This window comes from Pseudonocardia xinjiangensis, from assembly GCF_012911925.1.
GTDB classification, from domain to species: Bacteria; Actinomycetota; Actinomycetes; order Mycobacteriales; family Pseudonocardiaceae; genus Pseudonocardia; species Pseudonocardia xinjiangensis.
Genome location: NZ_JAAXKY010000083.1, coordinates 1 through 13,261 on the forward strand (window position 1 = coordinate 1; position 13,261 = coordinate 13,261).

Annotated in this window: 16 protein-coding genes; 8 read left to right on the forward strand and 8 right to left on the reverse strand. The window is 72.6% G+C overall.

The features are described 5' to 3' along the window. The 3 genes from HF577_RS22865 to HF577_RS22875 all read left to right on the forward strand — a co-directional run. Nucleotides 1-578, forward strand: a 578-nt coding sequence (locus tag HF577_RS22865) for a TrmH family RNA methyltransferase (RefSeq protein ID WP_169397988.1), incomplete at its 5' end; no start/stop codon positions are given. A 104-nt stretch (nucleotides 579-682) separates the two neighbouring features. Continuing rightward, nucleotides 683-1,492 (forward strand): NAD(P)H-binding protein, encoded by an 810-nt coding sequence (locus HF577_RS22870; RefSeq protein ID WP_169397989.1) that lies wholly within the window; start codon nucleotides 683-685, stop codon nucleotides 1,490-1,492. A gap of 182 nt (nucleotides 1,493-1,674) precedes the next feature. Continuing rightward, on the forward strand, nucleotides 1,675-2,364 hold the full coding sequence (locus HF577_RS22875) for an HAD family hydrolase (RefSeq protein ID WP_169397990.1): 690 nt from the start codon (nucleotides 1,675-1,677) through the stop codon (nucleotides 2,362-2,364). A gap of 21 nt (nucleotides 2,365-2,385) precedes the next feature. Here the strand turns inward: HF577_RS22875 and HF577_RS22880 are convergent, their stop codons facing one another. Together HF577_RS22880 and HF577_RS22885 are read right to left on the reverse strand one after the other, a co-directional pair. After that, complete coding sequence (locus HF577_RS22880; protein ID WP_211174700.1) at nucleotides 2,386-3,030, reverse strand: DJ-1/PfpI family protein; 645 nt, start codon at nucleotides 3,028-3,030, stop codon at nucleotides 2,386-2,388. Next, nucleotides 3,027-4,025, reverse strand: coding sequence for a GlxA family transcriptional regulator (locus HF577_RS22885; RefSeq protein WP_169397991.1), 999 nt, complete (start codon nucleotides 4,023-4,025; stop codon nucleotides 3,027-3,029). The genes HF577_RS22880 and HF577_RS22885 overlap by 4 nt, the downstream gene beginning before the upstream one ends. A 78-nt stretch (nucleotides 4,026-4,103) precedes the next feature. Here HF577_RS22885 and HF577_RS22890 point away from each other — a divergent pair, with 78 nt between their 5' ends. Further along, on the forward strand, nucleotides 4,104-5,171 hold the full coding sequence (locus tag HF577_RS22890) for a glycoside hydrolase family 76 protein (RefSeq protein WP_312859307.1): 1,068 nt from the start codon (nucleotides 4,104-4,106) through the stop codon (nucleotides 5,169-5,171). Between the two features lie 18 nt (nucleotides 5,172-5,189). On the opposite strand, the gene HF577_RS22895 is transcribed toward HF577_RS22890, so the two are convergent. The 4 genes from HF577_RS22895 to HF577_RS22910 are packed head-to-tail and all read right to left on the reverse strand — an operon-like array spanning nucleotide 5,190 to nucleotide 7,423. Then, nucleotides 5,190-5,888 carry a DedA family protein gene (locus tag HF577_RS22895; RefSeq protein WP_312859308.1) on the reverse strand — a complete coding sequence of 233 codons (699 nt, stop codon included), beginning with the start codon at nucleotides 5,886-5,888 and terminating at the stop codon, nucleotides 5,190-5,192. Between the two features lie 48 nt (nucleotides 5,889-5,936). After that, nucleotides 5,937-6,581, reverse strand: coding sequence for a DedA family protein (locus HF577_RS22900; RefSeq protein WP_169397992.1), 645 nt, complete (start codon nucleotides 6,579-6,581; stop codon nucleotides 5,937-5,939). A 27-nt stretch (nucleotides 6,582-6,608) separates the two neighbouring features. After that, nucleotides 6,609-6,833 carry a hypothetical protein gene (locus tag HF577_RS22905; protein ID WP_169397993.1) on the reverse strand — a complete coding sequence of 75 codons (225 nt, stop codon included), beginning with the start codon at nucleotides 6,831-6,833 and terminating at the stop codon, nucleotides 6,609-6,611. Nucleotides 6,834-6,838: 5 nt separating this feature from the next. Beyond that, complete coding sequence (locus tag HF577_RS22910; RefSeq protein WP_169397994.1) at nucleotides 6,839-7,423, reverse strand: SigE family RNA polymerase sigma factor; 585 nt, start codon at nucleotides 7,421-7,423, stop codon at nucleotides 6,839-6,841. 105 nt (nucleotides 7,424-7,528) lie between these two features. Between HF577_RS22910 and fbaA the strand changes: the two genes are divergently transcribed. The 3 genes from fbaA (at nucleotide 7,529) to HF577_RS22925 (ending at nucleotide 10,154) form a co-directional block, all read left to right on the forward strand. Next, nucleotides 7,529-8,560 (forward strand): class II fructose-bisphosphate aldolase, encoded by a 1,032-nt coding sequence (gene fbaA / locus HF577_RS22915; protein ID WP_169397995.1) that lies wholly within the window; start codon nucleotides 7,529-7,531, stop codon nucleotides 8,558-8,560. A gap of 71 nt (nucleotides 8,561-8,631) precedes the next feature. After that, nucleotides 8,632-9,045 carry a DUF3151 domain-containing protein gene (locus tag HF577_RS22920; RefSeq protein WP_169397996.1) on the forward strand — a complete coding sequence of 138 codons (414 nt, stop codon included), beginning with the start codon at nucleotides 8,632-8,634 and terminating at the stop codon, nucleotides 9,043-9,045. Nucleotides 9,046-9,050: 5 nt separating this feature from the next. Next, nucleotides 9,051-10,154, forward strand: a complete 1,104-nt coding sequence (locus HF577_RS22925) for an FUSC family protein (protein WP_246267015.1) — start codon at nucleotides 9,051-9,053, stop codon at nucleotides 10,152-10,154. 14 nt (nucleotides 10,155-10,168) lie between these two features. On the opposite strand, the gene HF577_RS22930 is transcribed toward HF577_RS22925, so the two are convergent. Beyond that, nucleotides 10,169-11,776, reverse strand: a complete 1,608-nt coding sequence (locus HF577_RS22930) for an ABC-F family ATP-binding cassette domain-containing protein (RefSeq protein ID WP_169397997.1) — start codon at nucleotides 11,774-11,776, stop codon at nucleotides 10,169-10,171. Between the two features lie 168 nt (nucleotides 11,777-11,944). Here HF577_RS22930 and HF577_RS22935 point away from each other — a divergent pair, with 168 nt between their 5' ends. After that, the gene (locus HF577_RS22935; protein WP_169397998.1) at nucleotides 11,945-12,607 is read left to right on the forward strand and encodes a lysophospholipid acyltransferase family protein; all 663 of its coding nucleotides are present in this window, start codon (nucleotides 11,945-11,947) and stop codon (nucleotides 12,605-12,607) included. A gap of 32 nt (nucleotides 12,608-12,639) precedes the next feature. Here the strand turns inward: HF577_RS22935 and HF577_RS22940 are convergent, their stop codons facing one another. Further along, the gene (locus HF577_RS22940) at nucleotides 12,640-13,209 is read right to left on the reverse strand and encodes a dienelactone hydrolase family protein (protein WP_169397999.1); all 570 of its coding nucleotides are present in this window, start codon (nucleotides 13,207-13,209) and stop codon (nucleotides 12,640-12,642) included. Nucleotides 13,210-13,261: the final 52 nt, after the last annotated feature.

Sequence of the window (13,261 nt, forward strand, 5' to 3'; positions counted from 1 at the left end):
GGCCCCGGGACGAGCGGTACGACCCCGACCTGCTCGAGCACGGCGACGCGCGCAACGTCGTGGACGCCTATCGCTACTGGCGCCGTGAGGCGGTGGCCGCCGACCTCGCCCGGCGGGCCCACCCGTTCCATGTCGCGATCGAGAACTTCGGCCACGACCACAACATCGGCACGGTGGTGCGCACTGCCAACGCGTTCGCCGCGGCCGGCGTGCACATCGTCGGACGGCGGCGCTGGAACCGGCGCGGCGCGATGGTCACCGACCGCTATCAGACGCTCCACCATCACGAGGACGTCGGAGGGTTGGCCGCATTCGCCCGCGAGCGCGGACTGGCGGTCGTGGCCGTCGACAACACCGAGGGGGCGCAGCGGATCGAGACCGCCGCCCTTCCCCGGCAGTGCGTACTGCTGTTCGGGCAGGAGGGCCCCGGCCTTACGCCGGGGGCCCGGGCCATCGCCGGTCTTCTGGTCTCGATCGCGCAGTTCGGCTCCACCCGCTCGATCAACGCGGGCGTCGCCGCCGGGATCACCATGCACGCGTGGGTCCGGCAGCACGCCGACCTCGACACGGCCTGGTGAAGGCGCAAGCCCTCGACACCAGCGGCGCCCCGCCCAGCAGAGGCGAGAACTCCGTACGCTGTACTGCTATTTTCTGCGTACGCAGTACCAAGTAGGGGAGCTTCATGACGATCCTGGTGACAGGCGCGACGGGGAACATCGGCCGCAAGGTCGTCGACCACCTGCTGGCGCGCGGGGTCCGCGCGGTCCGCGCGCTCACGACGAACCCGGTCAAGGCGGCGCTGCCCACGGAGGTCGACGTCGCTGTGGGCTATCTGCGTAGGCCGGAGACCTTGCCTGCGGCGTTCGAGGGTGTCGAGGCGCTGTATCTGGCGCCGACCCCGGACACCGTGGAGGAGGTGCTCCGGCTGGCGCGCGAGGCGGGGGTGAAGCGGGTCGTCGATCTCTCCGGTGAGCACGAGAGCTGGTGGGGCGGCGTGGCGAAGGCGGTGGAGGCCTGCGGCCTGGCCTGGACACACCTCAGCCCGGGTGACTTCATGGAGAACACGCTGGAATGGGCACCGCAGATCATCGCGACGGACGCCGTCCGCGAGCCCTGTCCGGAGGGCCGCAGCGCCCCGATCGCGATGAGCGACATCGCGCACGTCGCGGCGGTGGCTCTGACCCGCAACGGGTACGAGGGCCGGTCGCTGTCCCTGACCGGCCCCGAGGTGCTGAGTCGTGTGGACCTGGCGCACCGGATCGGCGCGGCCCGCGGGAGGCCGGTGGAATTCGTCCAGGTCACCCGGGACGAGGCCGTAGAGGCGCTCCGCCCGGGCATGGGCGCCAACGCGGAGTGGTACGTCGACACGATCCTCCAGGGCTCCGTCGACTGGCCCGCCGAGGTGCAGCCCACGGTGGAGCAGGTGACGGGCTCCCCCGCGACCACCTTCGCCCAGTGGGCGCAGCAGCACGCCGAAGCCTTCCGCGGATAGCCCGACAGCCCACCATCGGATGCCCGCGAGATGCCGGCTCAGCAGGGAGGAAGTGGCGCCAGCACCTAGCGCCATGCACGCCTGGATCCGGCAGCACGCGGACCTGTCGGACGCATGATGACGGCGGGGCGACGCCGGAAAACCGGACGGAGATCGGCTCGGCCGGTACCTAGACTCCGGTCGTGAACAGCCGCCAGACCCTCGTCTTCGACGCCGACGACACGCTCTGGGAGAACAACGTCCTGTTCGAGCGGGTGATCGACGCCTACCTCGACTGGCTGGCCCACCCCACGCTCGACCGGGGGGCCACCCGCGCCGTGCTCGACGAGGTGGAGCGGGCGAACGTCGCCGTGCACGGCTACGGCAGCGCGAGCTTCCTGCGCAGCCTCGGCGACGCCTTCGAGCGCCTCAACCGGCGCCCCGTGACGGCGGCGGAGGCCGCGCGGATCGAGGATCTGGCCGCGGCTCTGGTCAACCACGAGGTGGAGCTCGTGCCGGGGGTGGCCGAGACGCTCGCCGAGCTCGGCACCCGTCACGACCTCCTCCTGCTCACCAAGGGCGACCAGGCCGAGCAGCAGCGCAAGATCGACGCGTCGAACCTCGCCCACCACTTCCGCAGCACCCACATCGTGGCGGAGAAGCACGTGGCGGCCTACGAGGAGCTGGTCGTGGAGCAGGGGCTCGTCCCGGCGACGACGTGGATGATCGGCAACTCGCCGCGCTCGGACATCCTGCCCGCGCGGGCTGCCGGTCTGGGCGCGGTGTTCATCCCGAACCGGTACACGTGGGTGCTCGAGCACGACGAGCTCGACCCCGACGACCACGGTGTGCTGCACCTGCGGCGGTTCCCGGAGCTCGTCGAGCACTTCTGACGGGCCCCCGAGACCGGGTGCTCAGGCCCGCACCCGGCGGTGCTCGTGCACCCGCTCCATCACCGCGGGGCTGACCCGGCTCGGGTGGCCGGCGTCGAACGGCGGCTGCGGGTCGTACTCGATGAACACCTGGGCGGCCTGGGCTGCCACGTCGTCGACGAGCAGTGCGACGAGCCGGATCGCCATGTCGATGCCGGACGACACCCCGGCCGCGGTGATCAGGCGCTCGGGCAGGTGCTCCACCACCCGCTGCGTCACGGGCACAGCCCCGAGCTTCTCCAGGTGCTCCATGGCGATCCAGTGGGTGGTGGCCGTCAGGCCGTCGAGCAGCCCGGCGGCGGCGAGCATGAGGGAGCCGCTGCACACCGACGTGGTGAAGCGGGTGCCGGCATGGGCCGTCCTGATCCAGTCGAGGTACGGGCCGGCCTGCAGCAGGTCACGCGAGCCGATCCCGCCCGGCACGACGACGACGTCCGGCGTGGGCACCTCGTCGAGGGTCGCGTCGACGGTGAGGCCGAGGAAGCCGTTCTCGGTGCGGATCTCGCCCCGCCGTTCGCCGACGAACACGACGTCGATGGCGGGCACGCGCTGCAGCACCTCGTACGGCCCGATCGCGTCGAGCGCCGTCATGCGGGGGTACAGCGGGATGGCGACCTGCATGGTCATGTCCTCTCGTCGGTGCTGGCTGTCGTGGTGGCGAAGTGCCGCCGGTACCGGTCGGGGGCGACGCCGAGGCGGCGCACGAACGCCCGGCGCATCGTCTCGGCGGTGCCGAACCCCGTACGGGCCGCTGCGACGGTGACGAGCACGGGTTCGGACTCCAGCAACCGCTTGGCGGCGTCGACGCGGACCTGCTCGACGTAGTCGCCCGGCGGGGTGCCGAGCGCGCGGGTGAACTCGCGGCTGAAGTGGCGTTCGCTCATGCCCACCCGCGCGGCGAGGATCGGCACCCGCAGGTCGGCAGCCGGGTTGCCGTGGATCAGGTCCTGCGCGGCGCGGATCGAGGGCTGGCGGGCGGGCGGTGACCAGACCGGTGCGGCGAACTGGCTCTGCCCTCCTGGTCTGCGCAGGAACACCACGAGCTCGCGGGCGATGAGCTGCGCGACGTCGACACCGTGGTCGGCCTCGACGAGAGCGAGGGCGAGATCCACCCCCGCGGTGACGCCCGCGGCCGTCCAGATGCGTCCTTGCCGCAGGTAGATGGGATCGGGCCGGACGTCGACGGCCGGGTACGCGGTGGCGAGCGCGGGCGCGTGGCGCCAGTGGGTGGTGGCCGAGATGTTGTCGAGCAGCCCCGCGGCGGCGAGCGGGAACGCCCCGGTGCACACCGAGACGACCCGTGCCGCGCGCGGGGCCGCCCGCCGCAGCCAGCAGGCGAGGGGATGGCCTGGTGTCATGGCACGCGCTCCTGACCCCCCAGGAACCAGGAGCGTGCCGATCTCCCCCGTCTCCGGCAGCGGAGCATCCACGCACATCCGCATGCCGCTGTCGGCAGTGACGGTCCCGGGCGTCTCCGCCACGAAGGTGACGCGGTACCGCGGCTCCGCCGAGCCGATGTGGTCGAGCACCTGGTTGGCGCCCATGAGGACCTCGTGCGGACCCGTGGCGTCGAGCGGCTGGATGCCGTCGAAGAGGGGGACGACGACCTCGTGGGTGGCCATGTGTCCACGGTGACGGCGTCACATGATGGCGTCAACGACACGGATCCCACCCATTCGGCCATCAGGCAGACTGGCTCGGTGGCTGCCGCTGAGGTCGACTGGTCGGAACGGGCGGGTATCGCCGAGCGGGCGGTCGTCCGCCGCCACCTACGACGGATCGCCGGCGTGGTGCCGGGCACCCGCATCGGACGCATCCGGTGGCCGCGCCCGCTGCCCTCGTCGCCGGTGCCCTGGCACTACTGGTGGCAGGCGCATCTGCTGGACTGCATGATCGACGCCCAGCTGCGCTCGCCGGAGCGCCGGCGGGCCCACGCGATCGGGGCGCTGGTCCGGGGTGTGCGGCTGCACAATGCCGGCTCGTGGCTCAACCGCTACTACGACGACATCGCCTGGCTCGGGCTCGCGGTGCAACGCGCCGGGATCCTCGCAGGCCGCTCCGGTCCGTCGGCGCTCGCCGCGATCACCAACCGGCTCCACGACGGCTGGACGGAGGGCGGGGGCGGGGGCATCTGGTGGCGGCGTGACGACGACTTCAAGAACGCCCCGGCCAACGGGCCCGCGGCGATCCTGCTGGCCCGGGACGGGCAGTCGGCGTTCGCGGCGGCCATCGCCGACTGGATGGCCGAGACGCTGATCGATCCCGACTCCGGCCTGGTCCGGGACGGCGTCCGGGTGGCATCCGACGGCAGCATCCGCGCCGTCGAGCCGTACATCTACACCTACTGCCAGGGCGTGCACCTCGGCGCCTGCGTCGAGCTGGCCGAACGGGACGGCCACCACCGTTTCACCGACCGCGCGATGGCGATCGTCGACGCCATGACGCACCGGCTGGCCGACTCCCGTGGCGTGCTGCCCGGCTCCGGTGGTGGGGACGGCGGCCTCTTCGCCGGGATCACGGCTCGCTATCTCGCCGACGCCGCGCTGCGCATGCCCGAGCTGGCCGGTGCGGCGACGCGGATCGTGACGGCGGGCGCCACCGCGGTGTGGAACGGCCGGGCGGAGGTCCGTGGGGGGCCCGTGTTCTCCGCGGAGTGGGGCAGGCCGGCCATGCATCCCGGCCGGGGGGTGCCGGAGACCGATCTGTCGGTGCAGCTGTCGGGTTGGATGCTGCTGGAGGCCGCGGCCAGGCTGCAGCGGGCGGGCTGAGCTGCGGCAACCGGGATCTCAGCCGGCGTCGCGCAGGTCCTGCTCCTCCGGCGGCTCACCCGGTTCGGCGGAGGGGTCGTCGATCGGCCTGCGCATCTCCTGCCGGTAGCGGTAGAGCCCGTAGCCCGTGCCGAGCACGAAGAACGCGATCGCGGCCACGGCCGTGGCGGTCTTGAGCCACGGCACGACGTCGAGCAGCCCTGCGCCGTAGTAGCCGAGCATGATCAGCGTGGGCACCCAGAGGACCGCGCCGACGGCGTTGGCGACGATGTAGCGCCGGTTGTCCATGCGGGCGGCGCCGGCGATCATCGGCGCGAGCGTGCGTACCCAGGGCACCCACCGGGCCACGACGATGGCCCAGAACCCCCAGCGCTCGAAGAACCCCGCCGCCCGCGCCAGGTTGGTGCGGTTGAGGATGCGGCCGTCGCGGCGGGCGAGCATGCGGGTGCCGGCGTACCGGCCGACGAGGTAACCCACCTGGTTGCCGCCCACGGCGACGATGGTGGCCACCAGCCCGAGCGCCCAGGCACTGGCCTCGTGATGGCCCTGCGCCAGCACCACGCCCGCGGCCAGCAGCAGCGTGTCGCCGGGCAGGAACATCCCGACGATGAGCGCGCATTCGAAGAATACGAACGCGAGAACGATGACCCACACCGTCACCGGACCGGCCTCAGCGAGAGGCCCGACGGCCAGGTGCAGGACAGGTGCGCTGCTCACGGGGCTCCAGGGTAGGTACCTCTGGGGTCGCGCGCGTGCGGAGCGCTGTTACCTGGCGTGCGCTCCGCCGGAGCGGCGGGCGCGCACCACCTCGAAGAGGATCGGCAGCACCGACACCAGCACGATCACGATCAGCATCAGCTCGATGTGGTCGCGCACGAACGTGAACTGGCCGAGCCAGAAGCCCAGCACCGTGACACCCGCGGCCCAGGCGACGCCGCCGATGAGCGAGTAGGTGAAGTAACGCTTCGGCTCCATCTGGCCGACGCCCGCCATCACCGTGATGAAGGTGCGCACCACCGGCACGAAGCGGCCGAGCACGATGGCCCGGTTGCCGTACTTGTCGAAGAAGTCCTGCGTCTTGCGCACGTGCTGCGGCTTGAACAGCTTCGACTTCGGCTTGTCGAACACGGCCGGCCCGGCCTTGCGTCCGATCCAGTAGCCCGACGCGTTGCCCGCGAGGGCTGCGACCACGAGGATCGCGCAGACCAGCCACAACGGGGCCTCGATCGAGCCCTGCGCGACGAAGAGGCCGCCGGTGAACAGCAGGGAGTCACCCGGCAGGAAGAACCCGAGCAACAGCCCGCACTCGGCGAACACGATGAGTGCCAGCCCGACCAGCGCCCACGGGCCGAGCCAGGAGATGATCGTATCCGGCTGGAGCCACTCGGGGCCGAGCGCAAGTTCATGCACGGCCGCGACGGTACCGCGTGGGGGCGGTCACCCCGGACCGGGGAGCACTCCCGGAGCGAGCAGCGAGAGCAGCGCGAGTGCCACGCCGAGCACCACGCCGCCGAGCAGCGCGATCAGCAAGGCGATCCGTACGTCCGGGCCGGCCACCGGCGCCGGCCGCACCGCGCGGGGAACGCCGGCGCGACCCGCGCCGGTCGCCCTGGCGCGCAGTGCTTCGGCGACCCGGCGCTCGGAATCGTCGCTGCTGCTCACGGACGTCATCGTGCCCCACCGCCGCTCATCACGCGCGCGACGGCCTCCAGTGCCCGGCTCGCCGTCGACTTCACGGTGCCGCGGCTGATGCCGGTGGCGTCGGCGATCTCGGCCTCGGACAGCCCGCCGTAGTAGCGCAGCACCAGCACCTCGCGCTGCCGGGGCGGCAACGTGGAGAGGGCATCCACCACCGCCTGGTGCTCGGCGGACAGCATGGCGAGCGACTCGGCGGAGCGGGCGTTCACCTGGTGCGGCGGGACGTAGTCGCGCGCCGTACGCCGCCGGCGCAGCACCGACCGCGAGCCGTTGACCACGGCCGTACGCAGGTAGCCGACGGCAGCCGCCTCGTCGCGCAGCCCCGACCAGTGCCGGTGCAGCCCGGTGAACGCCTCCTGGACGACGTCCTCCGCCGTGCTCGGGTCGTCGACCAGGAGCACGGCCAGGCGCACCATGCGCATGCGGTGGTCGCGGTAGAGGTCCGAGAGAGTCCGCGGGGCACCCGGAGCAGGGGGCGGCTCGGGGCGGGTGTCGATGCGCCGCAGCCTGCTCAGCGTCTGCTCGACGGCGTTCTCCCCACCGTCGCGGATCATGCGCTGCAGCTTAATGGTGGGGCAGTTGTCCGCCGACGGGGACGTCGCACTCCGAGTGCGGGATACTGCGGGCCGGAGAACGAGGACGTCGAGGAGGGCCAGACCGTGCCTATCGCCACCCCCGAGAAGTACAACGAGATGTTGGACAAGGCCAAGAACGGTGAGTACGCCTACCCGGCGATCAACGTCACGAGCACGGAGACGCTGAACGCTGCGCTGCGTGGCTTCGCCGAGGCGGAGAGCGACGGGATCGTGCAGATCTCCACGGGCGGGGCCGAGTTCCTGTCCGGCACCGCGGTCAAGGACATGGTGACCGGGGCCGTGGGGCTCGCGGAGTTCGCGCACGTCGTCGCGGCGAAGTACCCGATCAACGTCGCGCTGCACACCGACCACTGCCCGAAGGACAAGCTGGACAGCTACGTCCGGCCGCTGATCGCGATCAGCCAGGAGCGTGTCGACCGCGGGGAGAACCCGCTGTTCCAGTCGCACATGTGGGACGGGTCGGCCACCGAGCTGCACGAGAACCTGCGGATCGCCGCCGAGCTGCTCGACCAGGCCGTCAAGGCGAAGATCATCCTCGAGGTCGAGATCGGCGTGGTCGGTGGCGAGGAGGACGGCGTCGCCAACGACATCAACGAGAAGCTCTACACCGCCCCCGGCGACTACGAGGACACGGTGGAGGCGCTCGGCGGCGGCGAGAAGGGCCGGTACCTGCTGGCCGCCACGTTCGGCAACGTGCACGGCGTCTACAAGCCGGGCAACGTCAAGCTGCGCCCGGAGATCCTCAAGCAGGGCCAGGAGGTCGCCACCGCGAAGCTGGGGCTGGCGGCGGGATCGAAGCCGTTCGACCTGGTCTTCCACGGTGGCTCGGGCTCGCTGCTCGAGGAGATCCACGAGGCGCTGGGCTACGGCGTGGTGAAGATGAACGTCGACACCGACACGCAGTACGCCTTCACCCGCCCGATCACCGACCACATGTTCAAGAACTACGACGGCGTGCTCAAGATCGACGGCGAGGTCGGGAGCAAGAAGGCCTACGACCCGCGCACGTACCTGAAGGCGGCCGAGATCGGGATGAGCGAGCGCGTCATCGTCGCGTGCGAGAACCTGCGGTCCACGGGCACGACCCTGCGCTGAACCGGGTGCGCCGGGCGGCGCGCTCCGGCACTCGTGTCCGGGCACCACGCGGAGGACGGCAAGATGCTGGCATGACCCTGCACGGCAACCTGCTCGGACCAGAGCCCACCCTGCTGCCCGTCGACCCGGCCGCCGCGGAGCTCGACCGCGGCGTCACGCCTGAAGAGGTCGCGGCGGCGCATCCGACGTCGTCCCTCGCCTGGGCGGTGCTCGCCGAGCGGGCACTGGAGAACGCCCTGACGATCACCGGTTACGCCTACGCGCGTACGGGCTACCACCGGGGCCTCGACCAGCTGCGACGCTCGGGCTGGAAGGGCTTCGGCCCGGTCCCGTGGTCGCACGAGCCCAACCGGGGCTTCCTGCGGGCGCTGGCCTCGCTGCAGCGCGCCGCTGCTCTCATCGGGGAGACCGACGAGGCGGAGCGTTGCCTGGTCTTCCTCGTCGACTCCGACCCGGCCGCCGCGGCCGCCCTCGGTCTGGGCTGACGTCCTTGCCTGCAGCAGTGCGGCTGGACCGGGTGCGCGCCCGGTTCCAGCACGGCTTCCGCAGGCTCGAGGTGTCCGCGGTCCCGATCACGCAGTGCGCGGTGGCCGCGGGACTGGCCTGGTTCGTCGCCTACAACCTGGTCGGTCACCCGCGGCCGTTCTTCGCACCCATCGCGGCGGTGATCAGCCTCGGCGTGTCGCTGGGGAGCAGGCTCCGCCGCGTGGCCGAGCTGGTCCTCGGGGTGAGCCTCGGTGTGCTCGTCGGCGACCTGCTGATCTCCTGGACCGGGAGCGGAGCCTGGCAGATCACCCTGGTCGTCGGGCTCGCGATGGCCATCGCGGTGTTCGCCAACGGCGCCACACTGCTCGTCGCGCAGGCCGCGTCGTCCGCGGTGCTGGTGGCGACCCTGCTGCCACCCGGTGAGGCCGGCGGGATCGACCGCTGCCTCGACGCCCTGATCGGTGGTGCCGTCGGCGTGCTGGTCGTGGCCGTCCTGCCGACGGACCCGGTGGGTCCGGCCCGCAGGCAGGGACGTGCTCTGCTCGACGAGCTGGCCACCGTGCTCGCCATGACGGCCGACGCGCTGCGGGCCCGCGACGCGAGCGCCGCCGCCGCGGCCCTGGAGCGGGCCCGGGCCAGCCAGCCGCTGATCGACGAGCTGCGTGCCGCGCTGCGGGGCGGTCAGGAGGTCACCACGGTCGCTCCGTTGCATCGCAGGCGGCGCCGTGTCCTCGGCCGGTTCGCCGAGCTCGCGGAGCGGGCCGACTACGCGATGCGCAACGCCCGCGTCCTCGGGCGGCGCGTCTACACCGCCCTGGAGAACGACGAGCCCGTCGCACCCGAGCTGGCCGACCTGCTGGGCGAGCTCTCCGCCGCTGTCCGGGCGCTCACCGACCAGCTGGGGCGTGAGGGTGACCGGGAGCGGGCCCGGGAACCGGTCCTGGACGTCGTCCGGCACGTGACGGCGCTGTCCGACGGCTGGGCCGGCGGCCCGTCGGAACAGGTGATCGTGGCGCAGCTGGGTTCGATCGCGCTGGACCTCCTGCAGGCCACCGGCCTGACCCGCGCGGATGCGCTGGCGGCGATGCGGGACCAGCGCCGGATCTGACGGGGCCCGGCGGGTCAGGCGGGGCGGCCGTCCCGCAGATGCAGCTCGCGGCCCGTCCAGCGCCGGCGCAGCCACCGGTCGTGACTCGCGACCACCACCGCACCCGGGCTCGAGCCGAGCGCCTCCTCCAGCTCGTCGACGAGCGCGGGTGAGAGGTGGTTGGTCGGCTCGTCGAGGAGCAGCAGCTGCGGGGCGCCTGCCACCAGCAGCGCGAGCTCCAGGCGCCGGCGCTGCCCGACCGACAGCTCCGCGACGGGCCGGTCGAGGTCCCGCGGCTCGAGCAGCCCGAGCGTCGCGAGCGGGGTGGCGGTGGCCCGCTCCGGTCCGAGCCGCTCGGCGTACACCGAGCTCGCGGAGCGGGTCGACGGCTCGATCGCGATGTCCTGGGCCAGCAGCCCGACGCGCAACCCGCGGCGGCGGTGCACCGTGCCGTCCACCGGGTCCAGCCGCCCCGCCAGCACCGCGAGCAGCGTCGACTTCCCTGCCCCGTTGGGTCCGGTGACCAGCAGTCGGTCGGATGCGGCCACCTCGAGATGGTCGAGGACGAGCCTGCCGGGCAGGTGCACGTGGCGCAGCGCGGCCGCCGGCCCGGCGGCCGGCGTGCCGACAGTGGCGGTGAACCGCAGGGGATCCGGCGGCCGCGGCACCTGCTCGCGCGTGAGCTCGTCGAGCCGGCGCTCGGCGTTGCGCGCGCGCCGCGACACCTGCCGCGCCACCCGGCCGCCGAAGAAGTCGTATGCCATCTTGTCGTTGTCCCGGGGCGGACGGTCGTGGGCGACGCGCCGCGCGGTGACCGCCACCGCGTGGTGCAGCGCCTCCAGCTCGTCCTGCTCGGCGGCGTAGCGCTGGGCCCAGCGCGCCCGCTGCGCGCGGCGGGCCTCCAGGTACTGGGTGAACCCACCGCCGTACCGCGTCGGGCCGCCGAGCGCGGGATCGAGGTCGACCAGGTCGGTGCACACCGCGTCCAGGAACGCGCGGTCGTGACTGGCGGCGAGCACCACTCCCGCCAGCTGCCGCAGGTGCTCGGCGAGGAACCCGGCCCCGTCGTCGTCGAGGTGGTTGGTGGGCTCGTCGAGCAGCAGCGCGCCGGGCCGGCGCACGAGCAGCGCGGCGAGCCCGAGCCTGGCCCGCTGCCCTCCGGACAGCGTGTCGAGCCGCCGCCCGGGGTCCACCCGGGCGAGCCCGAGGCCGGCCAGCACCAGCTCGGCCCGGCGGTCGGCGTCCCAGGCGTCGTGGTCGTGACACCACTCGAGTCGGTCGCCGTAGCGGCGCAGCACGTCGGGATCGTCGGGACGGCGTGCAAGCTCGGAGGCCAGTTCTGCGAGCGCGTGGACGGCCGCCCGGGCCTCCCGCAGCGCGTCCGCGAGCACGTCGGCGACCCGCGCCTGCGCGGGATAGGGCAGCTCCTGGTGGCCGTAGCCGACGTCCGGTGGCCGCGAGACGCTGCCGGAGTCGGGTTCCTCCACGCCGGCGAGCAGCCGCAGGAGCGTCGACTTCCCGGCGCCGTTCTCCCCGATCATCCCGATCCGGCTGCCGGGCGCCGCTGTCAGCGAAACACCGTCGAGGACGGTGCGGTCGCCGTAGGTCTTGACGAGGTCGTGAGCGATGAGTGCTGCGGGCACGCGGGGCCACCGAGGGGTCGACGGAGCGTCCACCGGGCGAGGCCGCTGGCGTGGACGCGTGGCGTGGTCAGATCCGCATGACCTGGCCAGAATGCAGCCATCCGGGTGGTTGTGCAACGGATTTGGCGACCGCGGGAACCACGGTCACGCCGCCTACGTTCACGGCCCGTGCATCTGGTCGTTCGCTGGCTCCTCGCGCCGTTCGTCCGGTTCCTGTACCGGCCGGTGGTGCACGGCGCTGAGCAGATTCCCCGCTGCGGGCCGGTGATCATCGCCGCCAACCACCGGGCCGCCGTCGACACCGCGGTGATCGCGCTGACGGCCGGGCGGCCCGTCTCGTTCCTCGGCAAGGCGGAGTACTTCACCAGGACCGGACTGCGCGGACGCGCGTTCGCCTCGTTCCTGACGGCGCTGGGTTACGTCCCCGTCGACCGGGCCAACGCCAAGGCCGGGCTCGCGGCGCTGCACGCCGCCCGCGCGGTGCTCGACGCCGGCGGGGTCTTCGCCATCTACCCCGAGGGCACCCGGTCGCTCGACGGACGCCTGCACCGCGGCCACACCGGCGTCGCCACGCTCGCGCTGAGCACCGGGGCGCCGGTCGTCCCGGTGGCACTGATCGGCACCGAGCGGGTGCAGCCCGTGGGAGCCCGGTTCCCGCGCCTGCGCCGCGTGACCGTGCGCTTCGGGGAGCCGCTCGACTTCACCCGCTACGAAGGGCTCGAGGGCTCGGGCATGATCCGCCGCGCCGTCACCGACGAGATCATGGACGCGATCGCGAGCCTCTCCCACCAGGAGTACGTCGACTCCTACCACGAGCGCCCGGCCGCCTGACCCGATCGGGCCAGTGACCGCTGAGCGGAAGCTCAGCGCCCGGCGAGGAAGGCGAGCACCCGCTCCCGCACCAGCGCAGCAGCGTCCGGGTCATAGCCGGCCAGCGAGCTGTCGGCGAACAGGTGGCTGTCGCCGGGGTAGAGGAACAGCTCGGCCTGGTCGGCCTCCTTGACCAGAGCCCGGGCCGCGTCGATGTCCTCGAGGAACCACGGGTCGGACTCCATCGCATGCACCTGGACCGGGACGCCGGTGGGCCATGAGATGCCGAACTCCGACACCGGCACGCACGAGTCGAAGAACAACGCGCCGCGCGCGCCCGGCCGCGTCTGGGCCAGCGCCTGGGCCGGCATCACGCCGAGGGAGAACCCGGCGTAGACCAGCTCGGCCGGCAGCCCCTCGGCGGCTCGGATGCCCCGGTCGTGCAGCTCCTGGAAGCCCACCTGCCTGGCGTACGCGATCCCGTCGTCCAGCGTCTCGAACGTGTTGCCGTCGTAGACGTCGGGCGTGTGCACGGTGTGGCCGGCCTTGCGCAGCTCGTCGGCGAACGCCGTGACCCCGGCGGTCAACCCCTGGGCGTGATGGAGCAGCAGGACCTCGGCCATGGTGGAACTCCCTATGCTCGCCGCGACGCCTGTCAATGATCCCAGATCACGC

What these genes read in the sequence shown, in the direction of transcription:
- HF577_RS22920 (WP_169397996.1), top strand. Translation starts at nt 8,632, where the DNA reads ATGACCCTGCACGGCAACCTGCTCGGACCAGAGCCCACCCTGCTGCCC.
- HF577_RS22885 (WP_169397991.1), bottom strand. Translation starts at nt 4,025, where the DNA reads ATGGCCACCCACGAGGTCGTCGTCCCCCTCTTCGACGGCATCCAGCCG.
- HF577_RS22910 (WP_169397994.1), bottom strand. Translation starts at nt 7,423, where the DNA reads ATGATCCGCGACGGTGGGGAGAACGCCGTCGAGCAGACGCTGAGCAGG.
- HF577_RS22880 (WP_211174700.1), bottom strand. Translation starts at nt 3,030, where the DNA reads ATGACCATGCAGGTCGCCATCCCGCTGTACCCCCGCATGACGGCGCTC.
- HF577_RS22940 (WP_169397999.1), bottom strand. Translation starts at nt 13,209, where the DNA reads ATGGCCGAGGTCCTGCTGCTCCATCACGCCCAGGGGTTGACCGCCGGG.
- HF577_RS22870 (WP_169397989.1), top strand. Translation starts at nt 683, where the DNA reads ATGACGATCCTGGTGACAGGCGCGACGGGGAACATCGGCCGCAAGGTC.